The sequence below is a fragment of the Pseudoalteromonas sp. A757 genome, assembly GCF_004103285.1.
Classification (GTDB): Bacteria; Pseudomonadota; Gammaproteobacteria; order Enterobacterales; family Alteromonadaceae; genus Pseudoalteromonas; species Pseudoalteromonas galatheae.
This window is the reverse complement of record NZ_QNQN01000069.1, coordinates 185,642-209,417: the sequence shown is the minus strand read 5'-3', so window position 1 is coordinate 209,417 and position 23,776 is coordinate 185,642. Positions and strand designations below refer to the sequence as shown.

Sequence of the window (23,776 nt, the reverse complement as noted above, 5' to 3'; positions counted from 1 at the left end):
CTTATCGCTCAGGTTCACAGCGTCAATACAGGAAATATATTTGCATGATCAATAGCAAAACGATAAAAATATTCCGCCATGAGTTAGCCAGTAAACGCAAAAGCCCAGTCTTGTGGCTGCTTTTCATCATGATACAACTGTTGCTCGCCATTGCATTATTTACGGGTTACCAGCAATATCAACACAGCACTCAGACTCAACAAAATGCCCAAGCCTTGGTAGAGCAACAATGGCAAGCGCAACCCGATAGGCACCCACACCGCGTCGCCCACTTTGGGCATTTCGCCTTTCGCCCCCCAAGTGCACTGAGCTTTTTTGACCTTGGTATTAATACTTGGGTTGGCGATAGTATTTTCTTGGAGGCACATAAGCAAAACAGTGCTAACTTTACAGATGACTTAGATGGCGGCACACTGCTGCGTTTCTCAGAATTAAGCACGGCCAATATCTTGCTAACAATCTGGCCATTGCTAATTGTTGCGCTTGGATTTGCCAGTATCAGTGGCGAGAAAAACAGTGGTACGTTAAGACAACTGATGTCGATGGGCGTCTCATTTCGCGATTTAATCATCGGAAAATCTCTCAGCTATCTACTATTGTCAGTTATTTTCATCATCCCCGCTTTTGCTTTTGCCCTTGTACTAGCGTTAAGCTCGGGAGCAGATCTCACCACAGAAAGCCCTTTAAGATTAGCTTTGTTGTTTGGTATTTATTTACTGTATTGCTTATTTTGGACTGGTTTAACACTTTTTGTGTCGTCTGTGGTAAAAGCGCCAAAACAGTCGCTCGTATTACTGACTTCTATTTGGTTTATTTTAACGATTTTAATGCCTCGTGTTTTAGCTGAGTTTGCTCACAACCAGCACCCACATCAAAAACGCAATGACTTTGAGCTCGCAGTTAAACTAGATAACCGCAAAGTAGGCAACAGTCATAATCCAAATGATCCGTATTTTAATCAGTTCAGAGAGCAAACCTTAAAGCAATACGGCGTTGACAAGGTTGAAGACTTACCTATCAACTATCGTGGACTGGTGATGCAAGAGGGTGAACGCTTAAACGCCCAAATTTACCGCAAACACTACGACCAACAAATAGCCCAATTTGATGCACAACAAGCCTTCATTAGTAAATTTTATTGGTTAAATCCGTATTTATTTGTGCGCGACTTTTCTATGGCATTAACGCGAACCGATACCAAACACTTTTTAGATTTTGAACAACAAGCCGAAGCACACCGCTATGCGCGTATTCAAAAATTAAACGAGCTGCATACCCATCAGGTTAATCACCATAACGACCGAGCACAACGGATCGACAAGTCATATTGGCAGGAGTTTGAGCCATTTAGCTACAGCGCTCCCAACTTACAATGGTCGCTTCGTGATTTCAGCTGGACATGGCTGCTGCCAACCTTCGCCGTGCTGATTATTTTTCTTAGTTTAAATTCACCCCTCATGCAAAGGAGAGTTTATGCTTCAGTTTAAGCTTGAATGCAAACGGTTGTTCTCTGGCACAGTCAACAAGCTGGTACTTGCCTTGTTTCTTATCTCAGGCTTGGTTGCTATTTATCAAGGAGCACAAGGCTATAAATCACAGCGTGTCGATCAATATAAATCTACGGTGGTTTTTCAACAGGAGCGTGAATATGTTGCCAACCGCGAGACCTTACCTGAGCCTGGCTCTATCGCCTACTATGCCAGCGCCCCCACTCAGTGGCAGCTTAGCCCGTGGGCCGCGTTATTTGTTGGCGAAAGCCAACATTCAATGGTTGCTACAAAAATCAAGGCATTGGCGCTACAGGGTCAAATTTTTAACCGCGAAATCGTCAATCCGTCGCAACAACGCACCGGTGGACTAGATTTAGGTTTCGTACTTGTCTATTTACTGCCAATCGTGATTGGAATTGTCACCGTGACACTCATCTCAGATGAGCAACATGCAGGAAGGTGGCGGTTATTAAGTGCGCTACCAATTCGCGCCTACTTTCAAGTTTATAAACAACTCGGGCTGCGCTTTGCGGTGATCTGGTTGTTGACCGCAGTGTTACTCATCAGTGCTGCAGCGCTACTATCTTTACCATTTGATGGAACGTTTTGGTTGGTGTGTGCCGCAATCACACTTTATATGCTATTTTGGTTTTCTCTTGCAGGTTTGATCATGAGTTTGGGGAAAAGTAGCGTAGTAAATAGTTTAGCGTATCTGAGTAGCTGGGTTATTTTTGCAATCCTTATTCCAGGCGCGATCCACCTTTACCTATCAAACAGCTACCAAACGAATACACCTCTTGAAATCAGCCTCAAGCAGCGCTTAATAATGAATGATGGATGGGATCAAAATCAACAAGCTGCGCTTGATGAGTTCTTAAGCCATGAACCACAATGGCAAAGCACCTCACCACTTGGTGATACATTCGATTGGAAATGGTATTTCGCTCAGCAACATTTAAGTGACATAGCAGTTGATGAGCAATGGCAAGGTTATTTGCAAAACAGAGCGCTCAGACATCAACAGCTACAGAAACTCAGCTGGCTTTCTCCAGCCTTAATGCTGCAATTTGGGCTTAACCAATTAGCTCACACCAGCTCTTATCATCAAACAGAATATTTTAAAGAAATAGCACACTACCACCAGCAGATCCGCCATTTTTTTTATGATTTCATGTTTTTTGATAAAGCGGTAACGAAAGAGGATATTCTCAACTTTCCACTTTACAAAAATCAGCCACAAACGCCAAGCCAAAGCTTTTCGTCACTCCTTTTTGCTACGCTCTTGGTGTTTGGACTAGCCATCTTCGCAGCGCAAAGACTCACTAAATTGAAGCCGATTTAAATAACCTGAGCAGTGGATTACTAATCCTTTGCTAGCAACTGGAAATATTAATATACCGAGGCGTCACAAATTGAATGATACTTCGTTTTGTGACGATTTTTTGTACTTAGACAAACGCTTTAAATGCATCATCCAGCGGAGTATGCGCGATATGATTCACGTAATTACTCATCACTTTTTGACTTAGCGCTAAGATAATTTCCAGCAGATTTTGTTTAGTATAACCTGCGGCAAAAAACGCTTTAGTTTGTGCATCACTCAATTTGCCACGTTCACGTAACATTTCAAGTGTTGTGGCACGCAGTACTTCTAGCTTTTCATCGCCTAGTGGTGCTTGCTCACGCAGCGCTTTGATCAATTCATCACTCACTTTCATTGACTTAGCGATAGCGGAGTGAGCAGGTACACAATAGTGACATTCATGTTCTACATTAATCGCTTGCCATACCACAGTTTTTTCATCGTTATTAAACGAGCTATTTAAAAATGCTTCGTGTAACACTTGATAACCATGTAGATGCTCAGGCGACTCAGCCATCACGCCATGAAGGTTTGGAATACGGCCAAACGCTTGCTGGGACTTCTCGAGTAATGGTTTACCTTTTTGCGGTGCAGATTCTACAGTATGGATTGTAAAGTCAGTCATCAGTTGCTCCTTTTGGTGCATTTTGTATTGGTATAACCTGAGATCTAACTAACCTCAGGTTAACTACTCATTGAGTACTAGACTAACCTTACTTGAATGATCATTCAAATAACTATTCGCTATAGTAAACACAATAACTGTCTAAATTAGTATGAAATATAATTCGCTACTGACTGGTCGGGTCAAGCCAGCAGCATTGGGATCAAAAGTAAATTTTGTTCTCAGCGTAGTCGATAACTAGCTTGTCATCGTTAAAGTTACTTAAACCAAGTAGGATAAATGGCTCATCTTTGTATCCAAGCACCTCAAATACTGGCATATCTGACAAGTGACTTTCAGTATTGATGATTTCCTTGCCACCTAAGCTAAAGCGCAGTGATTCTATGGCGACCTTTTTGTTTTCTATATTATTTAGACCTCGGCCGATATCTTCTTTACCAAGCGTCAAAGATAGCTTATTTGCCAAGTGTGAGTTGATGTAATTAGTTGGCGCACCGGTATCTAGTAACGCATCCACCCGTTCACCATTAAAACTTGCTGTGAGTTTGATAAAGTCGTCGTCTATTGTAAAGCGTGCACTTTCTAGACCTTGTGTCACACTACTTGGACAAGCCTCTTGATACAAGCTAAACGCATTATTTTTAAAATCAAACACATTACAATATTGCGACATATATCCATGCCCCAAAATGCCAGGTAAGACGCCTTCGACCTCTAAGCGGTTCATATCTTGAAATACATACGGTAGCGATTCAATCGCAAAGTGCCCGACACTCGTGTGCTCTATCTTTGTCAATTCCAGCTCTGAATTACCATTGGCTCCTTGCACTTTCATTGTGCTGATTTTATCTTCTGGCAAAGCAAGTGCGGCTTTTAAATGAGAGGGTAAAACCCCCAAGTTCGCAGCACTGTCTAAAATCATAGGATGCGTGATCTGATGATTAAGTGCTGTCATTACATAGGCATGACCTTTCTCGGTATACTTCATCGGTAAGGTTAGTGACTCAGGTTTGGTAGACGCGGTGATGCCACAGCCAACGGTAGTACATGCTAATACTGATAAAATAATTGCTCTCATAATCTTGCTCTCACACTGTTGATGTTTTTGTTGAGCTAACTATGCCGAGCAATTGTCAAGCAATTATCAAGTTAGTCGAGAAAACCTCAGCGTGAAGCTCGCTCCTTGATTTTCAGTGCTATTGACAGTCAAGGTCGCCCCCATCAACTCAGCAAGTTGACGACAAATTGGTAAGCCGAGCCCTAAACTAGATGTGTCATGGCGTGACGCCTGCACTCGATAAAAGCGTTCAAATATTTGTGTTAATTGAGTAGGAGACATACCCTGACCGCGATCAGTCACCGTGATAACCAGTTCATTGTCTTGATAATGTAGGTGTAGCATTACAAGGCCGCCATCAGCGCCGTATTTAAACGCATTATCGAGTAGATTCACCACTATCTGCCTAACTCTTCCTGCATCGAGCGTCACGATTACGCCCGCTTGAATATCTGCTGTCAACGCCACACCTTGCTCCTGTGCCTGCGCTTGATAACGCACCAAAAGCGCACTCATCAACTCAGAAACATCCACCTGTGCAGGTGACAAAGTCAGTTGCTTTGACTCGGTTAACGATAACAAGCACAAGTCGTCGATGATACGGTTGACGTTGTGAAGGTCTTGGGCGATCACCGCCAGCTGAGCCTTGTCCATCGGCAAGATGCCGTCTTCCATCGCTTCTAAGCGTGAGCGAATACCGTTAAGTGGGGTCCTAAGCTCATGAGATAAGTCGGAGTTCATTTGCTTATATTGCTGGTGTAACCCTTGTAACCAAGCCGCAAGATTATTGAAGCTGCTAATGATTTCACCCACTTCATCATGACGTTTTAGCGCTAAGCGGGTATCTAACTCGCCCGACTCTATCGCCTTAAAGCTACGTTTAAGCTGTTTAAGTGGCGACAAAAAGTACCACGAGCCCAGCCATGCAAGTAACGCAGCAATAATTGATAAAATGACCAAAGTAAGCATAAAATCGTCCAGCATCGCTTGCTGTAGCGCTTCTTTTTCAAACGACCTATTTAGCAATACCTTGGGGAGCCAAAATAATTCTTCATTCTGCGCCAGTTCATGTTGCACCTCATTAAATTGCACCACAAAAGCTGCAACACCAGAATGATGGATAGAAAATTGATGACCGGATTTGACCTGCTCGTAATCTATAGTGAGATCGGGGTTGAGGATCTTTATATCCGTTGCTGAGTTAGCATCTCGCCAAATAAACAGTTGCTCGGGAAATGTCGATGCTAAAAACGTCAACGTCGCTTCTGGGTTTACAAAGGTTTTGTCAGCCAATGCAGCTTCCACTAAGTCATCATCAAGCAGCGTATGCCCTAATATCACTGCACTTTGCTTATTGAACGCTAAAAAGGTGCGCTCTGCCGAGTGTTTAGATAACTGATAAAAGCTACCAAGCAATGCAAAGGTACATAGTGCCACAAGTAAAGTAAATTTAGTTTTTAGCTTCATGAAGACACCTTACGCGCGATAAATTGATAGCCTTGCCCGTAACGCGTGGCGATAAACTTGGGCTCAGCCTTGCTATCGCCCAGTTTTTTACGAAGGTTTGCTAAATGAGTGTCGACTGCCCGATCCGTAATAGGCGCATCACTTCCCCATACTTGTTCAATTAATTGCGCCCGGCTAAATACTTGATGAGGTTGTTTGGCCATGGTGAGTAGTAACTCAAACTCTACCGCCGTCAACGCAGGAGTATGCTTTGCCACAGTGACGGATTTGCTCTCTAAGTTAATGCTCAAGCCATCAAATAGCAAAGCGGCACTTTGCTGTCCTCGGTAGCTGCGCTTACATAGCGCTTTTGCTCGGGAGATGACCTCTCTCGGGCTATAAGGCTTACACACATAGTCGTCCGCACCAAATTCAAACCCCTCAAGGCGGTCGGTTTCAGACACTTTGGCGGTCACCATAATGGTAGGAATGTTGCGCATAACGGCTTCTTTAAGTAGCTCACGGCCATCGCCTCCTGGGAGCATAACATCCAAAATCGCAAGCTCAAATGTGAGGTTTTGTAAGGCTCGATGAGCATCAGGGGCGTTATCGAAATGGACAACCTGCATATTCGCTTGTGCCAGATATAAACTTAAAATCTCGGCACTGCTAGAGTCATCTTCTACATATAAAACAGTATATTGGTCAGACATGGGAAAGTACTTTTTGTACTGATTGTAATTATTAGATGTACAATTGTGAAGCACAAAAGTCGCGATGGCTGGAACCTATCGCGACCAAAAGACGATGAGAGCAACAATGGAATCTAACTAATTTGCGCGCTGATCAAAGCTCTGATCTCACTCAAGGTGGTTTCTTTTAATAGCTGTCCATCTTCAAACACCACTTCTAACAAACCCTGCTTTTCTTCTTCCTCGGTCACATTGTCCTTGCAGATCAACTCACCATTTACGCGTTCTACTTTGAGCAGTCCCTTTGCTGAGCGCTTTTTGCTGTCGGTTTTTGGCTCTTTAAAAATTGCCACACGCTGGTTATTTTTAACCACACTAGTTGCTTTTACCGCAGAGCCATGGGTATCGCGAGTGACATATTGGTAGCTATATGAGCCAATGCCGAGCACCACTTTGGACGCAAATCCTTTATCCATCAGTCGCTGTAGAATTTGACGCTGACGTTCAAGGGTAATTGCATCGCCATATATTGCGCCAATATGCTCGTCTAGCAATTTAAAGCCCTTATCGGTCACAGTGCCACCAAAGGTATCCCAGAGACATTCTATCAGTCCTTTTACTTCACACTCCTGCAGCTGCCTTGAGTGAGGCTCAACTGCATAGTAATTTCCCTGCCAACGATACGCTTCAAAGCCATCTGTCATTGCCATTTCTTGCGCTTGCTGCTGAGAGTCAACCAACTCGCTATATTCTGATACTGGTGAGACACAATACCCAGTCAGGATTTTCACCGGATCTCCGGAGTCTGGACGGATCACCACAGTGCCATCACGCGCCATAATCTCTGCTTTTAATTCTGGTAAATACTCGGTGACTAGCTTCCAAAAATCCCAAGTATCAGAGACCACACTGAGGATCCCGGTCGGTGACTGCTCACGCATCAAATATTGGAAAAACTCGATTTCACCTTCTTGGATCCAAGAACAGGTTACAGAGTGCTCGGTTGCGTCTACTGAGCAGCCGACCAGCTCTTTGTCGACATCTGCGCCATAGTACTTTTCAGCAAATAGTACCGCAGGAATAGTATCCGTCCCCACAAGGCCAGACGCAAGGTGACCAAAACCACTCATAGCCGCAGCGTGCTTACCAAACATGCCGCGAAAACTAAAATCATGACCCTGAAACGGCACGATCTCCTGAGGTAAACCGGTTTTTTGAGCAAATTCTCGGAACACTTTTAAATATGCAACTGAGGTGGTAGCGCTCGTTTGGATTGGCCAGTTTTCGCAGCTTAAGACAGTCTCAATCATATTGGTTAGCCATTCAAATCCAGGCTTGGTATTGACCACAGTGATGGGCGGCACCTGATACGGTACTAAAGTCCCTTCTGGCAGCGCTTTAATCCTCAGCGGTAAATAGCCTAAGTCGTGTAGCGCCTCGAGATAACCTACATCCACCGGGTAGCCCAACATTGCTGTCATGATCCGTCTATGATTTGCCACAGCGGTGTGCTTGTCGGCTGCGAAAAAGTCTTGCCACTCTTCTTGTAAGTAACTTTTGATAAAATACTGCAGCCCCACAAAAGCCACTTTATCGTTATTTGCAACATTACTTAATTTACCGCTGCGCGAGGTAAAGTTTGCATAAACCTCTGTCACTTCAGGATGATAGGCGCGGCTGTGAAATTCTTTATACACGTCTTTTTGCATACTTGCTGCGGTAATTGTCATGACAATATTCCTTATAATTCAATCATGTTAAATTGCACATCGTGGTGTTCAACCAAGTCGCCGTTATCACGGCACGAATTAGTCGTATAAACGGTATCGATCAGTCCACTAAAAACGCCTAATCCTTGAGAGAAAATACCGTGTGTTACGTAAAGCGCAATTGAGTTAGCGCCTTGTGCTTTTAGTACCTTAGCAAGTTCGGTGAAGGTTCTACCACCATCGCAAATATCATCAACGATCAGTAAATCTTTACCCTTTACCTCACCAAGTACCTGCGTTTGTACAATTTCACCCGTTTTAAGATTTCGTACTTTTTGTGCTTGGATAACCTCAACCTCACCACCAAAATGCTGCGCAATTTTCAGTGTTTTTTTACTCGCTCCAGCATCTGGTGAAACTAAACTGAGCGCACCGCACTGCAACTGTCGCTGTAAAGCCGGACACTGAGATATCAATGTCGTTTGCTCAACATTTTCCACTCGCTCAAGGAGTGCAGGTACAACGTCGCTATGTGCATCCCACACGGTGACTTTGTCTAGCGCCAGTTGATTGATAAGTGACGCCATCACTTTTGCACCTAGCGCTTCGCCCGTCACGCATACTCTGTCTTGGCGCGCATAGGGGAAATAGGGTAACACTAATTCTATTGGCGTCCGCGCCAAACAAAGTCGCTTCAATGCATCCACCGCCATCAGTAAACGCATGATATGAGAAGAATTGGTCACTCTGGCTGTGATTTGCACTTTTTCGCAATCACAGAAATCAAATGCCTTGAAACGAATATGCTCTTCCCCGCCTGAGAAGGTAAATGCTTCATATTGAACATCTTTTTTGTTTCCAGAGAATTCATAACTCGTGACTTTCATAACCTTTCCTTAATAATGTCCCTAAGACACAAATAAGGTATCAAACATTTTTTGATCAATCAACATCTTTATGTCTAAAGGACATTTAGTGTTTATTTTTAACATAGGGATATTCAGTATATTTGCCATACTGACTACAATTGTTTATTGTGTCTAAAAGACACAAACTAAAAATCTCATGAGCCCTGATTACGATTTAACCCAATACCAAAACCCACTGTTCACGGTAGACAGCGTGTTATTTACAATTTTGCAGGACAGCTTAAAAGTGCTGCTGGTAAAACGCGCTAACGCTCCCTTTAAAGGCCGCTGGGGATTACCTGGGGGGTTTGTTGATGTTGAGCTGGATGACAACACGGATATGAGCGCGTTGCGTAAGATCAAAGAGAAAACCAGTGTTGCCCCACAATACCTAGAGCAACTTCAGGCTTTTTCTGGGATCAACCGTGATCCGCGAGGCTTTAGTGTCACCTTGGTTTATTACGCCTTGATTTCACCTCAGCAAGTGGCAACGCAAATTGACTCAGTAGATGATGTGAGATGGGTAGATCTTAGCGAGATCCCAGATCTCGCCGTGGCTTTTGATCATAAACACATTATTGAAAAGGCCAAGGCACGGCTGCAGCAAAAGGCGTTATATTCCATGATCCCGGTTTATTGTTTGCCTGATCAATTTACCATTGGACAACTCAAAACCGCCATCGAGGCCATTATCGCCAAACCCATTCAGCGCAAGAGCTTAGTAAGACGTATCGAAGCCTCAAACATGTTTGAAGCACTAGATGAAAAGGTCAAGTCAGGCGGACGTTTAGCGCAGCTCTATAAGCTAAAGCCTGATGTCGATATCGTGCATTTTGAGCGCAATCTGAGCTTAGGATAAGATGCGATTGTACGGTGTTCATTATAGAGTTATCACTGCCCCTTGCAGATAATCAAGCTCCTGACACCGCATTTGCAGTAACTCAATAAAATCTCTGGTGTAAGTCGGTGGAGTTCGTTGATTTGGCCAAAGTGCGTAGATGCTGCGAATAAATTGGCAGTCACCGATATAGCTAAATGTGGTTTGAGATTGCGCTGCCAACGCTGCAATTTCTGTCATCGGCAAGACGCCAGCACCGTTAGCCGAGCCTACCAATTTACGCACTAAGGTAATATCACCCACATAAGAGACGTGACTAAACTGCGCCAGCAGTGCTCGCCACTCATCGGTTGCAGGCAGTTGCGATGCTTTAAAGGGCAAAAATAGGGTTTGTGTAGTCGCAATTTCCGTGGCAACCACCACTCTTACCGCGATTTTCCCCAGCTGTTTTTGATAGACGCTAGAATCCTCCAGCTCGCCAACACGGATCGCTAAATCAAAGCGTTTTTGGCTTAACAAGGCCACACTGTTGGCAGGTTCAACATGTAATTGAATATCAGGATGTTGCGACTGAAACGATTGCAGTGCATCGTATAATGGATCAATTATTAGGTTTTGCGGGCATAGCAGGTGGAACGTCTTAGCTTCTAGTGTCGAAAGCGTTTCACTTTTTGCATGCAGCGCAAGCAGTGGATCAGCCATCTCATCGACTACAGCTTGACCATGATTCGTTAATGTAAGTCCTCTGGCGCTACGCAGTAATAGCGGATAACCAAGCTTGTCTTCTAGCGCTAACATCCGTTTAGATAGCGTCGGCGCGCCTATGCCAAGGTCTTCTGCCGCCTTGGCAAAGCTTCCTCGGCGGCTTACCTCAACAAAGAGTCTTAAGTCATCTAGCATAGTTATCTCCGCAATCTTAGCTTTCCATTTTTGCCATTCTGATCGGCTGGCAACTCCCTACAATCATACCAACAGCCAAAGGAGGAAACATGCAAAAACTCATTTTTACATTACTGCTGTCATTGTGCCTATCGTTTATGGTGTCTGGATGGGTCACGTACATCAATTTGGGATTAATGGCGGACTTTACCACGCGATGGGCACATGCCTTTGCTAATGCTTGGCCAGCTTCTTTTACCGCCGCCTATGTTTTATCAGCCCCAGTTACCGCCGTTACTAAACGTATTATGGAGAAATACCATGGCCAACAACCACTATAACGTCAACTTTATCGCCCATATCACACCTAAAACCGAGCACTATCAAGATTGTATTAACGCAATCCAAGAGATCTTGCCAGCCACTCGAGCAGAAGTAGGATGTTTACGCTTTGAACTTTATGAAAATGAAAACCGCACCCAGCTTACCTTAGTTGAGCGCTTCGTCGATCAAGCCGCGTTCGATTTTCATCATCAGCAAGCTTACACCAAACAGGTATTTACACTGTATCAAGGATGGTTGGCAAAAGCGGTGGATATTATCGCCATCAAACCACTTTAATTTGCACTTTTAAGAAGTTAAGCGCTTCTCCATAAGCAATGATAGAAGCGCTTTAAAGCGCTAAGTTAGCGAGGCACTTAGCAGCAAAGTGGAGTCATTGAAAAAGCCGTTGTGTTATCGAACAAATTCGGATGTAATTGCTGAACAAATGTACACCACCACAGTCAGTAAGGAACGTAAATGGCTACTGGAAGTCAGGGAATAAAATCACACTTTTTGCACACATCTACAATTTCCTTGTTAGCCGTGACCCTGTGGCTTTGTAACACACTCAGCACCAACCTAAACTACGGCTACCTGATGATATTTTTTGCAAGTTTCCCTATTGCCTACTTCCTAAAATTAGACCATTTTCTCGCCACCTTTTTATCATGGCTATTGATTCTCTTAGCGGATAAATTCCTCAGTATCCATATGCTGCTGCCGCAAAAAGCTTATGATGGATTAATATTTATAGTCTTAAACGCATTAATATTGAGCGCACCTGTGCTCATTCTAAAAGTATCTATGTGTGTATTTCCGCGCCTCCGCCCTATATTCCACAAACAAAACCCTAAAAACCACCACACAAAATAATTGTATTTGGCGTATCGAGAGTGAAGTATAGCTATGTCTGACAGTGGGTCTACCGTCATTTCTTTAAGGTATATAAGTTTTATATAAAAGCGCTTAAAATTTATACATATAACCTTAATACTCTCATTGATATTGGTAAAAGTGGTATGAGGGAGTATGACCAACAACACTAGTGCAGTTGCTCCTTGGCTAGGCTATACAGCACAAGAATATAAACTGGTGCAACGATTGTTAAATGCAAAGAAAGGGAACGTTTTAGGCTTCGAAATTTTGGATGATGTTCAGGAGCAGTCCGACAAAAGAACTGTTCTTGAGCAAGATAAAATTAGCATAGCTCGTAGGATAGCACTCTGCCGCTATTCACACTTCTATATTGGTTACTTGTCAGCTATCAAAATTAGCTGACAAGTAAAGCTAACCTCACTGAGCGGTGGCTAAAACGTCCCCTTTTGCCAAAGCACTTGCCCTTGTTCGCCAATCACCTGTATCCGATGCGCTTCTGTCACCGATGGCCACTCCAACCTTTTCAGCTGCTGGGTTATCACTTCATCTGGGACGACTCGTGCTCTTGCTCTGTTATTTTGTCTAAGTTGTACTTCACCTTGTTGAAATACGACTAACGTCACGAGCGCACCGTAGTCACACCCTAAATCGCAAAGTATCTTACGAAAATCTTTTCGCAGGTTTGTCGCATCCCACACAACATTTTCCTTCGCTGCTAATGCTTTTTTCAGCTTTTGCTTGGCGGCTTGTAGCACCTGACCACGGTTTTTTTGACTCGCGGAACGACCGTTAATCTCGCCTCTTAGTTCATCCAAAGAGACCAGTGTAAATCCTTGAAGATGCTTTGCTATCCAACTGGATTTACCGCTCCCACTCGCTCCACACATGATATAAAAATGACCATAGTGCTTTGCCTGTTGGTAAAATTTGATAGGAGCTTCTTCAGGAACTGTAATTTCGCCAAAAGCCATTTGTCTAACTGTATAAGCAGTAATGAAGCACTGTTCTTCAACAGTTGGGTATCGCGATATATTAGCAAGCAGTGATTCAGCCGGATCTGCAACTGACCAAAGCTCATATTCTTGAGCAAACATTTTAAACAAGCTCAGCAGTTCAATTTGGATATCCTGATCTGGGCAGATACGACCTCGCATATCTGCAACTTCGAGCCAGTAGAGCATCTCGAGATCAGCATTTAGCGCTAAATTAAGATATTCACTGAAGCCTTTGTTTTTAACTACCAATAATTTGGGCATTTGATGAAAACCGACTAATGCTAAAATCGTTTGAATAGTCTGCATTGGCAACGGTAAGTCAACGAGTCTACTTGCTAGGTAACTCATCCCGATCGCCTCATGCCGCGGTGCAACAATCCGCCGTTGACCATCAATCTCCTTCGCTCTAGTCACGACAGGCTTGGCAATATCATGCAACAGCGCAGAGAGTATCAGCACCTGCCTTCGCTCCCCCTTTATATGAGAGGCAGAACTCTGCAGCAATGCATAAAGTGCTTCCAATACCATATTGGTATGAATGGCAACATTACCTTCCTCATGCCAAATAGTATCTTGTGGTGTTGCTTCAAGTTCGTGCAAAAGGGGAAAGGTTTCCCCCAACATGGCTAAGCACTCTGTAAAATCAGGCTGATGTTGCTCTGCAAGCAAAGGCAACCAATCCGCTACTTTTTTCTTCGCTAACATACAGTGTTACTCCTCCATGAGTTTGTTTGGTGTAATAACGCTATGCATCCAATGCTTATCCGACACAATATGATCTGAGCGCACCCATTTGGCAACACAATTAACAAACTCATCATAATGGAAGGCATCAGCCACTCTGACCACATAGCCTTCTTGTAAGTTTGTATCTACAACAATACTTTTGATGGTTTTTTCGCACCATGCCCCACGATAGAGCACCTTTGGATTATGCAGACCAAGCTCATTAAAAATAGCTTGGCTATCATCCCAACTTAAACACTCGTTACTCGCGTTCCACACAGAAAAAGCGAGGAAGTAGCTAGGCAACTTCTGATAATGAATGGCGTGCTTTGCATACAAGTTTTCACCACAGATACGCCATCCTTTTGGAATCTTTAGACCTATTTGAGCCTGTAGTGCTTTTACCCAAGAGCGAGATGGATGAAAACGACTGTCGAGTGAACGTGCATGCAAATAATCAGCATACAAAGTGGTATTTTCACCATCCATTTTTTCGGTCACGACTACTTGTTTGTTTTTAAAGTGTTCCGTATTGGCACACCTTACATCATCACTTGTGATCCCTTTTGACCACACCAAGTGCGGAGTTCGAGGATATTTAATTCTCATCTTAGTTGCTCCATTTTTAAAATTAAAAAGCCAAGTTGGTACTTGGCCGCAAAATCAGCAATTAATAGCGACAAAACGACTTATTGTGTTCTCAATTGCTTGTTCCCGATGGAATTACATTGCTCTATCCTCTTCCCTACAACCTTATTAACACCCAAAATGGGCTGGGTTAAACCACTAAAATACTCGCGACGCTGTCTCGTAGTAGCGTCACTAGCTCGTCATCCATAAATTGATATTCGTCAGGAATATCCAACACTTGAACATTTTTATAGCGCAATAGATTGGCGTATTGTGCACGCAGCCGCGATTTATGTTTTTCTTCCATGACTAAAATAATATCGGCCCACTCAATATCACTCACCTTTACACTGCGACGTGCTCTTGGGCTTGTGCCTGCCGATCTCACGCTAATACCCGGATGATTTTTCCAGATACGCTCAGCGGTTGGACTGCGCCATTGGTTGCGACTACAGATAAATAACACATTAGTTGTCATGCAGAGCTCCTATATTAAACGGCACCCTTGGGCTGAACTGGTTTCCTTTAAAAGTATTTTTAGGATTACCGCGTTGTAGCGCCTGATGCTGCTGCCACCTTGCTTTATCACGAGCCATTTCCTCAGCATCTGCCTGCGCGGCCAATTTCTGTAGTAATAACGCCTTTGCAACGCGCTTATTGGCATGCTGACTACGTTCACTCTCCACTCGCACACTCAATCCTGATGCAATATGCGTCGCTCGTACCGCTGAGTCTGTGGTATTAACATGCTGCCCACCAGCACCTGAGGCGCGACAAGTTTGATAGCGAATATCGGATGCCATTGCGACTTCATCTATCTCGGCCATGCTGCCGCTAAAGAACCAATTTTTCCGTTTATGTTTGGCACGAAATGGGCTCTGACACACCCACAACTGCGGGCCATGCCAATACTCGGCAAGCGCTTTTGCGTCCCTCGAAAGCTGTAGCAATACGGATTTCATGCAGCCTTTGTGTGCATGCATTTCTTGCGCTAACACGGTACATTCTGCGCCTATTGCTTTGGCTTGTTTATTGACTAAGTTGAGCGCCAATGCAACGGCTTTCCCGCACTCTGCTGGGCCTTGACCGGCTGAAAGTTGCAACAAGATCATGATGAACAGCTCCCGTTGGTTTTAAATGTCAGCACCGGACGCAATATTGCAACCACTTCTATCAATCCAGCGTCAACCAAATCACTAACAATGGTTTCACACTTTTTATAAGCTTGCGGCGCTTCATCGTAAAGCAACTCCTTATTGCCACAGATCACACGACTCCCCAATGCTGTGCGATAAAGATCTTCGCGTTTATATTTGTGACTCAAGCGGCTTTGGCAGTCACCTCGCTTCCACTTTCGACCAGCACCATGAGCCAAAGAATATAAACAGGCCGTTAACGCAGGCGCATTGTTTACAGGCTGAACCAAATAGCTATAGTCACCTCGTGAGCCGGGGATCACGACAGCACCTTTGTCACTTGGGGTCGCACCTTTACGGTGCAGCCAACCAGCGCGGCCATCAATAACTTTTGGGCACACGAGGTTGTGATTAACATCTAGCGTACATTCACCATCGCTACGAATGGCTGCGAGAAATCTTTTTGCAATCAAAAAGCGGTTTAACTCAGCCCAGCGCACCGCTTCATCATGGCGTGCCAAATAGCGTGCGCTTTCACTCTCCGAGCCCGCTTCAGCCACTAAGCCATCATGATTAAAACGCGCAATATGGTCGACTAAAATGGCTTGCCCAAGCCCACGCGAGCCTGAGTGAACCAGCAGCTGTAAATACTTTTTATCAAGGCCAAGCGCAGTAAACGCGGCTTCATTGTAAACACGTTCCACCGCTTGAAACTCGGCGAAGTGATTACCGCCGCCAATCGTACCCAGTGCACTTTCAAATAATCCAGCTGAAATATCACGATGTGTCATTTCAGCTTGAACAGTCTCTTGCCAACTTGCATCGAGCGGCTGCTCGATGTCTTCTAGCCGTTTAGCAAACTTATCGACATTAACTTTGGCAACCTTTGTGGTGGTTTGCCACAGCGCCATGCCACAGCCAATATCGTTTCCGACTAACGCGGGATACAGCCGGTCTAGGCTAAAAAATGCCGCGCCGATTGGATAACCACGTCCCGGGTGCAAGTCAGGCATACCTGCAACACGATGCATACTGGCTAGTTCAGCTGTTTTTGTAAGTTGTTGGATCGCAGCGCCTTCAATCCAAGTGTCTTGAGATGCAAATAGACACACGCGATCAGAAATTTGTTGGACGGATCTGCCCATAGTTACCAATACCTTTCAATGAGGTTTAAAAATAATTGTGTATTGGCAGGTCTAGAGTGGCTTAGTTATAGCAATCAAATGTTAGGTTGCATAGGCAACACAAAATCGCTAAATACAGCTTTCGCAAGCTAGGAAATATTTATTCGCGCTCGCGAATTACAGAGAAAGACCTGCAAAGGATAAAATTGTATGTGTCATGTTTTTCTCTCCTCTACAGTGAATGAATGGTTAGAATCGCGGCAAGTGTAAACAGTTTGGGAACGTAATGCAACTTCTGACAGAAATTACACCCTTTCTGAGTATTGGGAATTTTCATAAAGGCGATATACTGAGATGGAGTACAACAATAAAAGGAGAATGCCATGCCCGGATTACCAGCTGCACGGATTTCAGATATGCATGTCTGCTCTATGGTAACAGGCACCGTGCCACATGTAGGTGGACCAATATCAGGCCCCTCGGTGCCTAACGTGCTAATTGGAAATATGCCTGCTTCTGTTGTTGGCGATATCGCTGTCTGTGTTGGTCCACCAGATACCATAGTAAAAGGCAGCACCAGTGTGCTTATTAGTGGCAGACCAGCGGCGAGAATGGGTGATACCACCAGCCATGGTGGCAATATTGTGCTGGGAATGCCAACCGTACTAATTGGCTAACAGACGCCGCGTAAACGTAGCTTCAACAAGCGAATGCCTTTCAAGTGAAAGGCATGTTCAATTAGATTTTCAATGACAAGCCTTGATAGTCTTTCAATGGGAAGCCTTTCATCGAGCCATGTCGCTGCAGCCATTCAGTTAATATTTTCATCCATTGGAAGCCAAGTTTAAAATTCCAAATTGGATTAAATAGCGGCACATAGTCCATTTGTACTAATTGTGCTCGTAGCGTTATCACATCCTGCTCGCTTTCCATAATCCAAATACGAGAATCGGGAAAATACACCACGGCCTCATAATCCAGCTCATCAACCATAGGTCGACCAGCTTCATCACTGTGGTGAACCATCCACCCACCACTGCCTTCATTCATACAGCCAGTGTTGACGCGTACCGCTATTTCTTCGATCAATAGAGAAAGATTACCAGTGTGAGGACCTTCTTGGCGGCTATATTCATCAAATGTGCGAATAAACTTATCACTGCCATCCACGTCTCGTTGCCAAAAGCCATCCTTTTTACCATTGGTGGCTGCTCGCACGACCGCTCTTTCTTCTTCACCGAAAAACTTGTCCTTCGGAAATACTCCCCACAAGTCGTAATCACCTGTTTGCACGCCTTTGTAATTTGATGGTGCTTTGGCACCATAACCTAGCGGGTTTGTTAGTCCACAAAGTTGTACATAGGTATGTCCAGATTGCAGCGTGATAGTATGTTTACGGGGATCCGGACAGGCTGCAGCAAGGGTATTACTCGCATCATAGCAAACTGCCCAGTCGCTCTGTTCTGGTCCGTAGGCACGAGACGCTGGCTGAATTTGGCTTACCTTAATCAATAAAAAAGCATGTCGCTGCCCGTCTTTAGCAGCTGCAGTCACTTTGATGATATGGTCATTCACGGTTTCTTGTGCGTAGCCTTTACTGGCTCGCTGCATTAGCCCTGCCATCGCCTGTCGACGAGCATCCGTAATATAAAGCGGAATAGACATTGCGCCATATTTATTAATTGCTTCGGCTACCTTCCCTTCTTGCCAGCCTCTCGCCTTACCCCCAGTGCCCTTTTTTCCAAGGGCAGGATCTGCTAAGACAAAACCAGCCATTGGTCCCCAATCACATGATTTAGCCTTAACATGATAGCCTTTTGTGGCGTAGCCTTGTGTGATTAGCTGGGTTGCATAAATACCAACCGCGCGAGAAGAAATAACACAGTTAGTCTCTTTTGCTACACGCGCAAACACCGCTGAATGGGCTTCAGGGATCCCAGCTAATAGCTCCGCATTTTCTATTCCGCTTTTCAACGCTATATCCTTAGTAATGATCCATTACAGTTACAATATCAACTTGATTTGAGCACGAAGCGATAACCCCAAATGGGCTATAAACCTCAAAAAACTATTTTACTCACTGCCGCAGACCCTATGCTTTGTGCCCTGCTAACACGCTATATCGTCTGTTTATTTTTTCTAACGACATCGCTAGTGCCTGCAGCGCATTTCTCTCAGATTGGCTCGAGGCATTCAGCTTAGTCATCGCAGGACGACGTGGACTCGTCCGGTGTGTCGAGTCCAGCTGTGACAACCACTTTTGCGTCGGATAAAGCACATCCCGCTGCAAAATTTCTATTCTACTTGCAATTAACGCTAAGCATTTTGGGATCTGTTCACACTTACTGGGCCTTGTAAAAGCATGTTTGCGCTGGCAAAAGAATTGGTAATATTTACCAATTCCACTATCTATCGCTTTGGTTATTTCATGACGACGACCAAACTTTACCCACGTAAGTTTTTTCCACTGCGCAATGTTAACAGGCGTACTTTCTATACTATTCAAGTCACTAGACAACGACCCTTTACCTAGCAAAGTGTGCGCTAACATCTTGTAGTCCAGCGTCTGCAATTCCATCTCCAATTTCTTTAATTGCGATAAGTAGTCCAGCTTGTTTGTACTTTGTTGCTTCAGTACTTTTTTATTGAATAACTCAACTTGGTCCAACACGCTGACGCCCTGTTTTACAACCGTGTTAGCACTACTCAATGACTTGTTATTAAACAGCTCAACCTGATCAAGCACACTGACCCCACGCTTTACCTGCGTTTTACTTGGTGCCAATTGTGACGGGTTAAAACGCGTCACTTCATCGAGTAACCCCAAACCACGCTTTTCTAGCGTCGTCACCGAGTTCAACTTTTTGTTATTAAAAAGCTCGATATCATCAAGTAGTCCATGCCCCCGTTTTTCCACGGTTACCGTTGGCTTCAAGCTAGACTTATCGAACCCTCTAACCTCGTCCAATACAGATTTAGGTTTTGATAATTCGACTTTACTGAGTAGCGATTTATCAAAATTTTGTACTTGTTGCAGAAAAGGCGCTGGACCTACTTCGCTTGCCTTTGTTTTTAAATCTTTAAGTCGAATTTTGCGTGACTCTATGTATTCCTGCGCTCGCTCTTTGAGTGACTCAAATTCAGACAAATGCTCGTTACAATAGTCTAGCCAAACAGCCATATCAGTGTTGTCTCTAACCGTTGCAAACAATGTGGAGTCGGTTGCATTAACAATAAGGTACGCAGCAACTAATGGGTCTTTAAGGAGGTTATCATCCAAATATGGATGATATTTGTTGATTTGTAATAAATATCGATTAATTTTACGCGTGTAGTAATACTCTTTTGCCAGTACTGCGATTTTCTGCACGTAAAAAGCCGTGAGCGTCAGCACTTTCGTTACATTTCCGGGCAATGTGATCCCGGAAATGACGGAAAAACTGTTATCAATTGCTTTGACCAATTGTTTACCCGCTTCGGCCATCGCCAATAAAAACTGATTGTTAGCAAACGTCGTTAATGCGGTTCTTAATTGATAAGTTTTATTCGCCAGCATCATCGTTTTACTATCTTTAAAACGCTGAGAACAAGCTTTGGCAGCCATTTTCACCGCTTCAGTGTAGTCTTTCACCGACTTCGCGGCAGATACAATGGCATTGATCCCAGGCACCAAAGCGATACAAATTTCGGCGACTAAACTGATCAACAGCTCACGAATGCTCACCCAGCATTCTTTGACGAATAACATAAAGTCTTGCGCTATGCCTTTCAAAAAGTCGATCACGGTTTGCGCAATTTCCTTTACCCAGTGGTAGCCCTGCTTAACTGCCGTTGCCATGACATTCCCACTTTTAACTTGGCTGACGATTGAGTTAGCAATTCTATGAATTTCAGAGGATTCTCGTCGTTGCTCTTCATTATAATTTGACTGTACTTGGCGGTCTTTCTCTTGCTTTTCGCGCTTTGACTGTGTGATGTCTTTCTTTGCCTGCTTGACCATGTCTTTTAAGTCATCTTTATACAGAAACTTTGCACGGCTGCCATACAAGATCCTGACACAGTCTCGCTTGGCCTCTTTGGCAAGCAACAGTGAAAAGTCATCGATATCTTGGTCTTCTTCCTTCGGGAAAAGGAAGTTATGCAAACGCTCAACAGGGAAGTTATTATCAGCCGAGTTACGTAAACTAGAACGCCAGCCATCCTGTTTTAAATATTTCTCTTCTTTACTAACCTGCCATAGAAAGTAGGCACTTTTTAGTTCTCTAAAGTTGGCTGGGGTCGCAGATTCTCGATAGGCTGCGACTTTACTATCAACTTTACGCAACAATTTCCCTCTTGGTGTCAGCCTAATACTCGTGTCATTACGCCATGTATTAAGGATATGAGTGGTGGCAAAGGGCATGTGCGCTCCAAGATTATTAATCAATCATAGATAATAATATTGCAGCATTGATAGCATGGCCAACCATATTTTCGGGTGGTAGTACCACAGGTAACTCAGGCGCAACTATTGAACCTGTTCCCGACCAAAAGACAGAGTAAGCTAACCAACCAAACGCGTTGTCTAACCCCACCCGCTCAGCGAGCTGTTGTGCACGAATACGCAAAGTTTCACTAGGTGATTGCAACCAACTCTCAACACAGCTCAATACCTTGAGTTCATCATCTGCTTTCCCCCCAGAGGCCTTCACGACTTGAAGCCCCCATCGGATCGCATTCATTACCGCTAAGCCATGCGCAACGAGTTGAATTGCATCTCGCTCAAGGTCAGCTTTTAGTAAAGCCGATACCGCCTGCCGTGGGGTTAATGTGGGTTCCAGTAACTTGCTTGCTTCTTCAGAAGCCTGATATCGACTGATAATAGTCGCAATCGATGCTTGCTTGAGTTGCCCTAGCACTTGCTCGTTAATTCTCGTCATCAATATACTCAGTTAATTTTGACCAATGCGCCGCTGATCTCAGCCATTGCCGTACCACTCAATTTGGCCATCGCCGTTGAGGTGACTTGTGCACCCGCCGTTCCCTCTAACTTAGCAATCGCGGTCGATTTTACGTTAACACCTGCCGTACCCTCTAAGTTTGCCTGCGCGGTTGCTTTAAGATCTAAATTTGCTGTCGCACTAATTTTGGTGGATGCTTGGCTTGAGGTTGTCAGATTCATGGCTGATATTTTTGTATCTTGAGACGATTTAAGCTCAATGGCAGAACCTTCTATCTTGATACCAGAACTTGAAATAGTAATTTTATTACTGCCCACTTTCAGCTCAATCTCGGTGTCCCCTTCAAGCGCAATTTTATCTGCTTTTAAGCTGTAATTTTTGGTCACCGAGACAGTTTGTGATTCTTCAACTGTCGTTGTCTGGTTTTTCTTAACCGTTAAACTATCGTCCGCGTTGATTAAACTCGTGGCATTGTTGGCAACCGTAATGGAGAGATCTTTACCTGATGTAATAGAAAGCAGCTCTTCGCCTTTTTTATCATCAAAACAAATTTCATGCGCGGTATCATCAGCCAAACCTGTTTTGATACTCGACTGTGTCGCATCTTTTTGTGGATAGAGTGGTTTAGTATTGCTGTTAAACACACTACCAATAACGATTGGCTGATCAATGTCACCGTTTATAAAATCTACGATAACCTCATCGCCTATGCGCGGAATAAATTGCATCGCCGCTTTACTGCCCGCGGTTTGCTGCATCACACGTAAATAACAACTAGTTGATTTTTCGTCTGTGGTATCCCAGTAGAAATGTACTTTGACTCGGCCATCCGTGTCTTGATTGATTTCGCCTTTGCTATCTAATGAACCACTTTCGGTTACCACCACCGCTGACGTAATACCCCGTGCCAACGGTTTTTTGGGGTAAGGTGGCGTTAGCGGAAGCGCCTCATCGCGACACTGAACCACACAGCGATAGCTCGCGCTTTGGCTTGATTGCTGCACATCAATGTGATGGTTAACCGCCAATACATTATAGTCACCCTCTAGTTGACTATTAACGTGGGTCGCCACGGTAAGCTTATTGCCCACCACCACCACGTTTGCATCCGTCTCCATCTCGATATCACCACCGCAGGCTTGCTCTGCGCTATTAAGTTGAGCCGCAAGCGTGCTGACATCACTAAAGTCATTACTATCACTATTTAACGCTACATGCTCAAAGTTATTTGAGGTTATCGTCGTCACACTCGAATTAGAAAGCTGGCTTTTGGCGGATTCTACTTTCGTTTTCGTATAGTTATAACCTGCCAATGACAGAGATTTTTTAACCAGCTTTTGCTGTGGTTCGAAACGCTGTAGCAGCAAGTTTTTTGCCGTTTTAACCTGCGCATGATCAAATTTAGCTTGGCTATTGCTATCGAGTGGCGAACTTGCACTATGAACCTGCAAGGTGTGCTTGCCACTATCTTGAGAGAAATAAAAGATAACTCCAGATTGCGACATTAAACGCGTCACAAACTCCAAGTCGGTTTCATCATATTGAGTACAGTATTCCAATTTAGCGGTTGGCATAGTGCCAAACTGGTACATCCCTTTAAACCCTGCTGTATCGAAAATATCAGACAAAATGTCTTTTGCTGACTGAGCTTGATAGATCCGATAGGTGCGATTAAAACTGAGCAACCATAACCAAGATTTCAACGTTAGCTTAAAGCGACGAAGCGCATCAGCACGGCTATCAAGCTCATTAATTTCAACGACATAAGCCTGATATTCAAGTAAGTTATTGGGTCGTCCAGCAACATCTTGATACCAGTTTAAGGTCATAGTGTCCCCTAACGTATCTGAGATATCATCGCCGTCAGTGACTAACTCAATTTCTGCAGAGACACCTTTATCTACTGCATCACTAATATCGCAATAGTTCAGGCGATAAGCTTTGCCGCTACTTGTCTTAGCAACTAAGTAGCTAACTTCACCTGCAATATAAGTTTCCATGTTCACACCTTAATCGAC

At 44.1% G+C, this 23,776-nt stretch carries 24 protein-coding genes; 8 read left to right on the top strand and 16 right to left on the bottom strand.

The features are described 5' to 3' along the window. Positions 1–44 precede the first annotated feature (44 nt). Both DRB05_RS12725 and DRB05_RS12720 read left to right on the top strand, forming a co-directional pair. Positions 45–1,487: a DUF3526 domain-containing protein gene (locus DRB05_RS12725; protein ID WP_128727279.1), complete on the top strand. Its 1,443-nt coding sequence runs from the start codon at positions 45–47 to the stop codon at positions 1,485–1,487. Further along, positions 1,474–2,832: a DUF3526 domain-containing protein gene (locus DRB05_RS12720; protein ID WP_128727278.1), complete on the top strand. Its 1,359-nt coding sequence runs from the start codon at positions 1,474–1,476 to the stop codon at positions 2,830–2,832. Before DRB05_RS12725 ends, DRB05_RS12720 begins: the two co-directional genes overlap by 14 nt. Positions 2,833–2,938: 106 nt before the next feature. On the opposite strand, the gene DRB05_RS12715 is transcribed toward DRB05_RS12720, so the two are convergent. The 6 genes from DRB05_RS12715 to prs form a co-directional block, all read right to left on the bottom strand. Beyond that, positions 2,939–3,478, bottom strand: a complete 540-nt coding sequence (locus DRB05_RS12715) for a carboxymuconolactone decarboxylase family protein (RefSeq protein WP_128727277.1) — start codon at positions 3,476–3,478, stop codon at positions 2,939–2,941. A gap of 202 nt (positions 3,479–3,680) precedes the next feature. After that, on the bottom strand, positions 3,681–4,556 hold the full coding sequence (locus DRB05_RS12710) for a retropepsin-like aspartic protease (protein WP_128727276.1): 876 nt from the start codon (positions 4,554–4,556) through the stop codon (positions 3,681–3,683). Positions 4,557–4,622: 66 nt separating this feature from the next. Further along, on the bottom strand, positions 4,623–6,002 hold the full coding sequence (locus tag DRB05_RS12705) for a HAMP domain-containing sensor histidine kinase (RefSeq protein WP_128727275.1): 1,380 nt from the start codon (positions 6,000–6,002) through the stop codon (positions 4,623–4,625). Continuing rightward, positions 5,999–6,694 carry a response regulator transcription factor gene (locus DRB05_RS12700; protein ID WP_128727274.1) on the bottom strand — a complete coding sequence of 232 codons (696 nt, stop codon included), beginning with the start codon at positions 6,692–6,694 and terminating at the stop codon, positions 5,999–6,001. The genes DRB05_RS12705 and DRB05_RS12700 overlap by 4 nt, the downstream gene beginning before the upstream one ends. 113 nt (positions 6,695–6,807) lie before the next feature. Then, positions 6,808–8,403 carry a nicotinate phosphoribosyltransferase gene (locus DRB05_RS12695; protein ID WP_128727273.1) on the bottom strand — a complete coding sequence of 532 codons (1,596 nt, stop codon included), beginning with the start codon at positions 8,401–8,403 and terminating at the stop codon, positions 6,808–6,810. Positions 8,404–8,414: 11 nt separating this feature from the next. Continuing rightward, positions 8,415–9,269, bottom strand: a complete 855-nt coding sequence (prs, locus tag DRB05_RS12690; RefSeq protein WP_128727272.1) for a ribose-phosphate diphosphokinase — start codon at positions 9,267–9,269, stop codon at positions 8,415–8,417. A gap of 178 nt (positions 9,270–9,447) precedes the next feature. On the opposite strand from prs, the gene DRB05_RS12685 reads away from it, so the two are divergent. Next, positions 9,448–10,149 (top strand): NUDIX domain-containing protein, encoded by a 702-nt coding sequence (locus tag DRB05_RS12685; RefSeq protein ID WP_010376576.1) that lies wholly within the window; start codon positions 9,448–9,450, stop codon positions 10,147–10,149. Between the two features lie 21 nt (positions 10,150–10,170). Here DRB05_RS12685 and DRB05_RS12680 read toward each other — a convergent pair whose 3' ends face one another. After that, positions 10,171–11,028, bottom strand: coding sequence for a LysR family transcriptional regulator (locus DRB05_RS12680; RefSeq protein ID WP_128727271.1), 858 nt, complete (start codon positions 11,026–11,028; stop codon positions 10,171–10,173). Between the two features lie 89 nt (positions 11,029–11,117). Here DRB05_RS12680 and DRB05_RS12675 point away from each other — a divergent pair, with 89 nt between their 5' ends. The 4 genes from DRB05_RS12675 to DRB05_RS12660 all read left to right on the top strand — a co-directional run bounded on the left by DRB05_RS12675 (position 11,118) and on the right by DRB05_RS12660 (position 12,609). Further along, entirely contained in the window at positions 11,118–11,348 is a 231-nt protein-coding gene (locus DRB05_RS12675) for a DUF2798 domain-containing protein (protein WP_128727270.1), read from the top strand. Beyond that, a complete protein-coding gene (locus DRB05_RS12670) occupies positions 11,329–11,628 on the top strand; it encodes an antibiotic biosynthesis monooxygenase (protein WP_128727269.1) in 300 nt (99 codons plus the stop codon). Before DRB05_RS12675 ends, DRB05_RS12670 begins: the two co-directional genes overlap by 20 nt. A gap of 180 nt (positions 11,629–11,808) precedes the next feature. Further along, positions 11,809–12,204, top strand: coding sequence for a hypothetical protein (locus tag DRB05_RS12665; RefSeq protein WP_128727268.1), 396 nt, complete (start codon positions 11,809–11,811; stop codon positions 12,202–12,204). 156 nt (positions 12,205–12,360) lie between these two features. After that, on the top strand, positions 12,361–12,609 hold the full coding sequence (locus DRB05_RS12660) for a hypothetical protein (protein ID WP_128727267.1): 249 nt from the start codon (positions 12,361–12,363) through the stop codon (positions 12,607–12,609). A 29-nt stretch (positions 12,610–12,638) separates the two neighbouring features. Here DRB05_RS12660 and DRB05_RS12655 read toward each other — a convergent pair whose 3' ends face one another. The 5 genes from DRB05_RS12655 to DRB05_RS12635 form a co-directional block, all read right to left on the bottom strand. Continuing rightward, on the bottom strand, positions 12,639–13,907 hold the full coding sequence (locus DRB05_RS12655; protein WP_128727266.1) for an AAA family ATPase: 1,269 nt from the start codon (positions 13,905–13,907) through the stop codon (positions 12,639–12,641). A gap of 6 nt (positions 13,908–13,913) precedes the next feature. After that, entirely contained in the window at positions 13,914–14,537 is a 624-nt protein-coding gene (locus tag DRB05_RS12650) for an RNA ligase family protein (protein WP_128727265.1), read from the bottom strand. Between the two features lie 169 nt (positions 14,538–14,706). Beyond that, the gene (locus tag DRB05_RS12645; RefSeq protein WP_128727264.1) at positions 14,707–15,036 is read right to left on the bottom strand and encodes a phosphotyrosine protein phosphatase; all 330 of its coding nucleotides are present in this window, start codon (positions 15,034–15,036) and stop codon (positions 14,707–14,709) included. After that, positions 15,026–15,670 (bottom strand): peptide chain release factor H, encoded by a 645-nt coding sequence (gene prfH, locus DRB05_RS12640; RefSeq protein WP_128727263.1) that lies wholly within the window; start codon positions 15,668–15,670, stop codon positions 15,026–15,028. Before prfH ends, DRB05_RS12645 begins: the two co-directional genes overlap by 11 nt. Beyond that, entirely contained in the window at positions 15,667–16,839 is a 1,173-nt protein-coding gene (locus DRB05_RS12635; protein ID WP_128727262.1) for an RNA ligase RtcB family protein, read from the bottom strand. The genes prfH and DRB05_RS12635 overlap by 4 nt, the downstream gene beginning before the upstream one ends. Positions 16,840–17,201: 362 nt before the next feature. On the opposite strand from DRB05_RS12635, the gene DRB05_RS12630 reads away from it, so the two are divergent. Then, positions 17,202–17,495, top strand: a complete 294-nt coding sequence (locus DRB05_RS12630) for a PAAR domain-containing protein (RefSeq protein WP_045989257.1) — start codon at positions 17,202–17,204, stop codon at positions 17,493–17,495. Between the two features lie 61 nt (positions 17,496–17,556). Here the strand turns inward: DRB05_RS12630 and DRB05_RS12625 are convergent, their stop codons facing one another. From DRB05_RS12625 to tssI, 4 genes are all read right to left on the bottom strand, one after another. Then, on the bottom strand, positions 17,557–18,792 hold the full coding sequence (locus tag DRB05_RS12625) for an anthrax toxin-like adenylyl cyclase domain-containing protein (RefSeq protein WP_128727261.1): 1,236 nt from the start codon (positions 18,790–18,792) through the stop codon (positions 17,557–17,559). Positions 18,793–18,910: 118 nt separating this feature from the next. Beyond that, entirely contained in the window at positions 18,911–21,220 is a 2,310-nt protein-coding gene (locus tag DRB05_RS12620) for a hypothetical protein (protein ID WP_128727260.1), read from the bottom strand. Positions 21,221–21,236: 16 nt separating this feature from the next. Next, positions 21,237–21,737, bottom strand: a complete 501-nt coding sequence (locus DRB05_RS12615) for a hypothetical protein (protein WP_128727259.1) — start codon at positions 21,735–21,737, stop codon at positions 21,237–21,239. 8 nt (positions 21,738–21,745) lie between these two features. Beyond that, positions 21,746–23,758: a type VI secretion system tip protein TssI/VgrG gene (gene tssI / locus DRB05_RS12610; protein ID WP_128727258.1), complete on the bottom strand. Its 2,013-nt coding sequence runs from the start codon at positions 23,756–23,758 to the stop codon at positions 21,746–21,748. Positions 23,759–23,776 lie beyond the last annotated feature (18 nt).

What these genes read in the sequence shown, in the direction of transcription:
- DRB05_RS12695 (WP_128727273.1), bottom strand. Translation starts at nt 8,403, where the DNA reads ATGACAATTACCGCAGCAAGTATGCAAAAAGACGTGTATAAAGAATTT.
- DRB05_RS12635 (WP_128727262.1), bottom strand. Translation starts at nt 16,839, where the DNA reads ATGGGCAGATCCGTCCAACAAATTTCTGATCGCGTGTGTCTATTTGCA.
- prfH (WP_128727263.1), bottom strand. Translation starts at nt 15,670, where the DNA reads ATGATCTTGTTGCAACTTTCAGCCGGTCAAGGCCCAGCAGAGTGCGGG.
- DRB05_RS12715 (WP_128727277.1), bottom strand. Translation starts at nt 3,478, where the DNA reads ATGACTGACTTTACAATCCATACTGTAGAATCTGCACCGCAAAAAGGT.
- DRB05_RS12685 (WP_010376576.1), top strand. Translation starts at nt 9,448, where the DNA reads ATGAGCCCTGATTACGATTTAACCCAATACCAAAACCCACTGTTCACG.
- DRB05_RS12630 (WP_045989257.1), top strand. Translation starts at nt 17,202, where the DNA reads ATGCCCGGATTACCAGCTGCACGGATTTCAGATATGCATGTCTGCTCT.
- DRB05_RS12650 (WP_128727265.1), bottom strand. Translation starts at nt 14,537, where the DNA reads ATGAGAATTAAATATCCTCGAACTCCGCACTTGGTGTGGTCAAAAGGG.
- DRB05_RS12615 (WP_128727259.1), bottom strand. Translation starts at nt 21,737, where the DNA reads ATGACGAGAATTAACGAGCAAGTGCTAGGGCAACTCAAGCAAGCATCG.
- tssI (WP_128727258.1), bottom strand. Translation starts at nt 23,758, where the DNA reads ATGGAAACTTATATTGCAGGTGAAGTTAGCTACTTAGTTGCTAAGACA.
- DRB05_RS12670 (WP_128727269.1), top strand. Translation starts at nt 11,329, where the DNA reads ATGGCCAACAACCACTATAACGTCAACTTTATCGCCCATATCACACCT.
- DRB05_RS12620 (WP_128727260.1), bottom strand. Translation starts at nt 21,220, where the DNA reads ATGCCCTTTGCCACCACTCATATCCTTAATACATGGCGTAATGACACG.
- DRB05_RS12700 (WP_128727274.1), bottom strand. Translation starts at nt 6,694, where the DNA reads ATGTCTGACCAATATACTGTTTTATATGTAGAAGATGACTCTAGCAGT.
- DRB05_RS12655 (WP_128727266.1), bottom strand. Translation starts at nt 13,907, where the DNA reads ATGTTAGCGAAGAAAAAAGTAGCGGATTGGTTGCCTTTGCTTGCAGAG.
- DRB05_RS12665 (WP_128727268.1), top strand. Translation starts at nt 11,809, where the DNA reads ATGGCTACTGGAAGTCAGGGAATAAAATCACACTTTTTGCACACATCT.
- DRB05_RS12705 (WP_128727275.1), bottom strand. Translation starts at nt 6,002, where the DNA reads ATGAAGCTAAAAACTAAATTTACTTTACTTGTGGCACTATGTACCTTT.
- DRB05_RS12680 (WP_128727271.1), bottom strand. Translation starts at nt 11,028, where the DNA reads ATGCTAGATGACTTAAGACTCTTTGTTGAGGTAAGCCGCCGAGGAAGC.
- prs (WP_128727272.1), bottom strand. Translation starts at nt 9,269, where the DNA reads ATGAAAGTCACGAGTTATGAATTCTCTGGAAACAAAAAAGATGTTCAA.
- DRB05_RS12645 (WP_128727264.1), bottom strand. Translation starts at nt 15,036, where the DNA reads ATGACAACTAATGTGTTATTTATCTGTAGTCGCAACCAATGGCGCAGT.
- DRB05_RS12675 (WP_128727270.1), top strand. Translation starts at nt 11,118, where the DNA reads ATGCAAAAACTCATTTTTACATTACTGCTGTCATTGTGCCTATCGTTT.
- DRB05_RS12710 (WP_128727276.1), bottom strand. Translation starts at nt 4,556, where the DNA reads ATGAGAGCAATTATTTTATCAGTATTAGCATGTACTACCGTTGGCTGT.
- DRB05_RS12725 (WP_128727279.1), top strand. Translation starts at nt 45, where the DNA reads ATGATCAATAGCAAAACGATAAAAATATTCCGCCATGAGTTAGCCAGT.
- DRB05_RS12660 (WP_128727267.1), top strand. Translation starts at nt 12,361, where the DNA reads ATGACCAACAACACTAGTGCAGTTGCTCCTTGGCTAGGCTATACAGCA.
- DRB05_RS12720 (WP_128727278.1), top strand. Translation starts at nt 1,474, where the DNA reads ATGCTTCAGTTTAAGCTTGAATGCAAACGGTTGTTCTCTGGCACAGTC.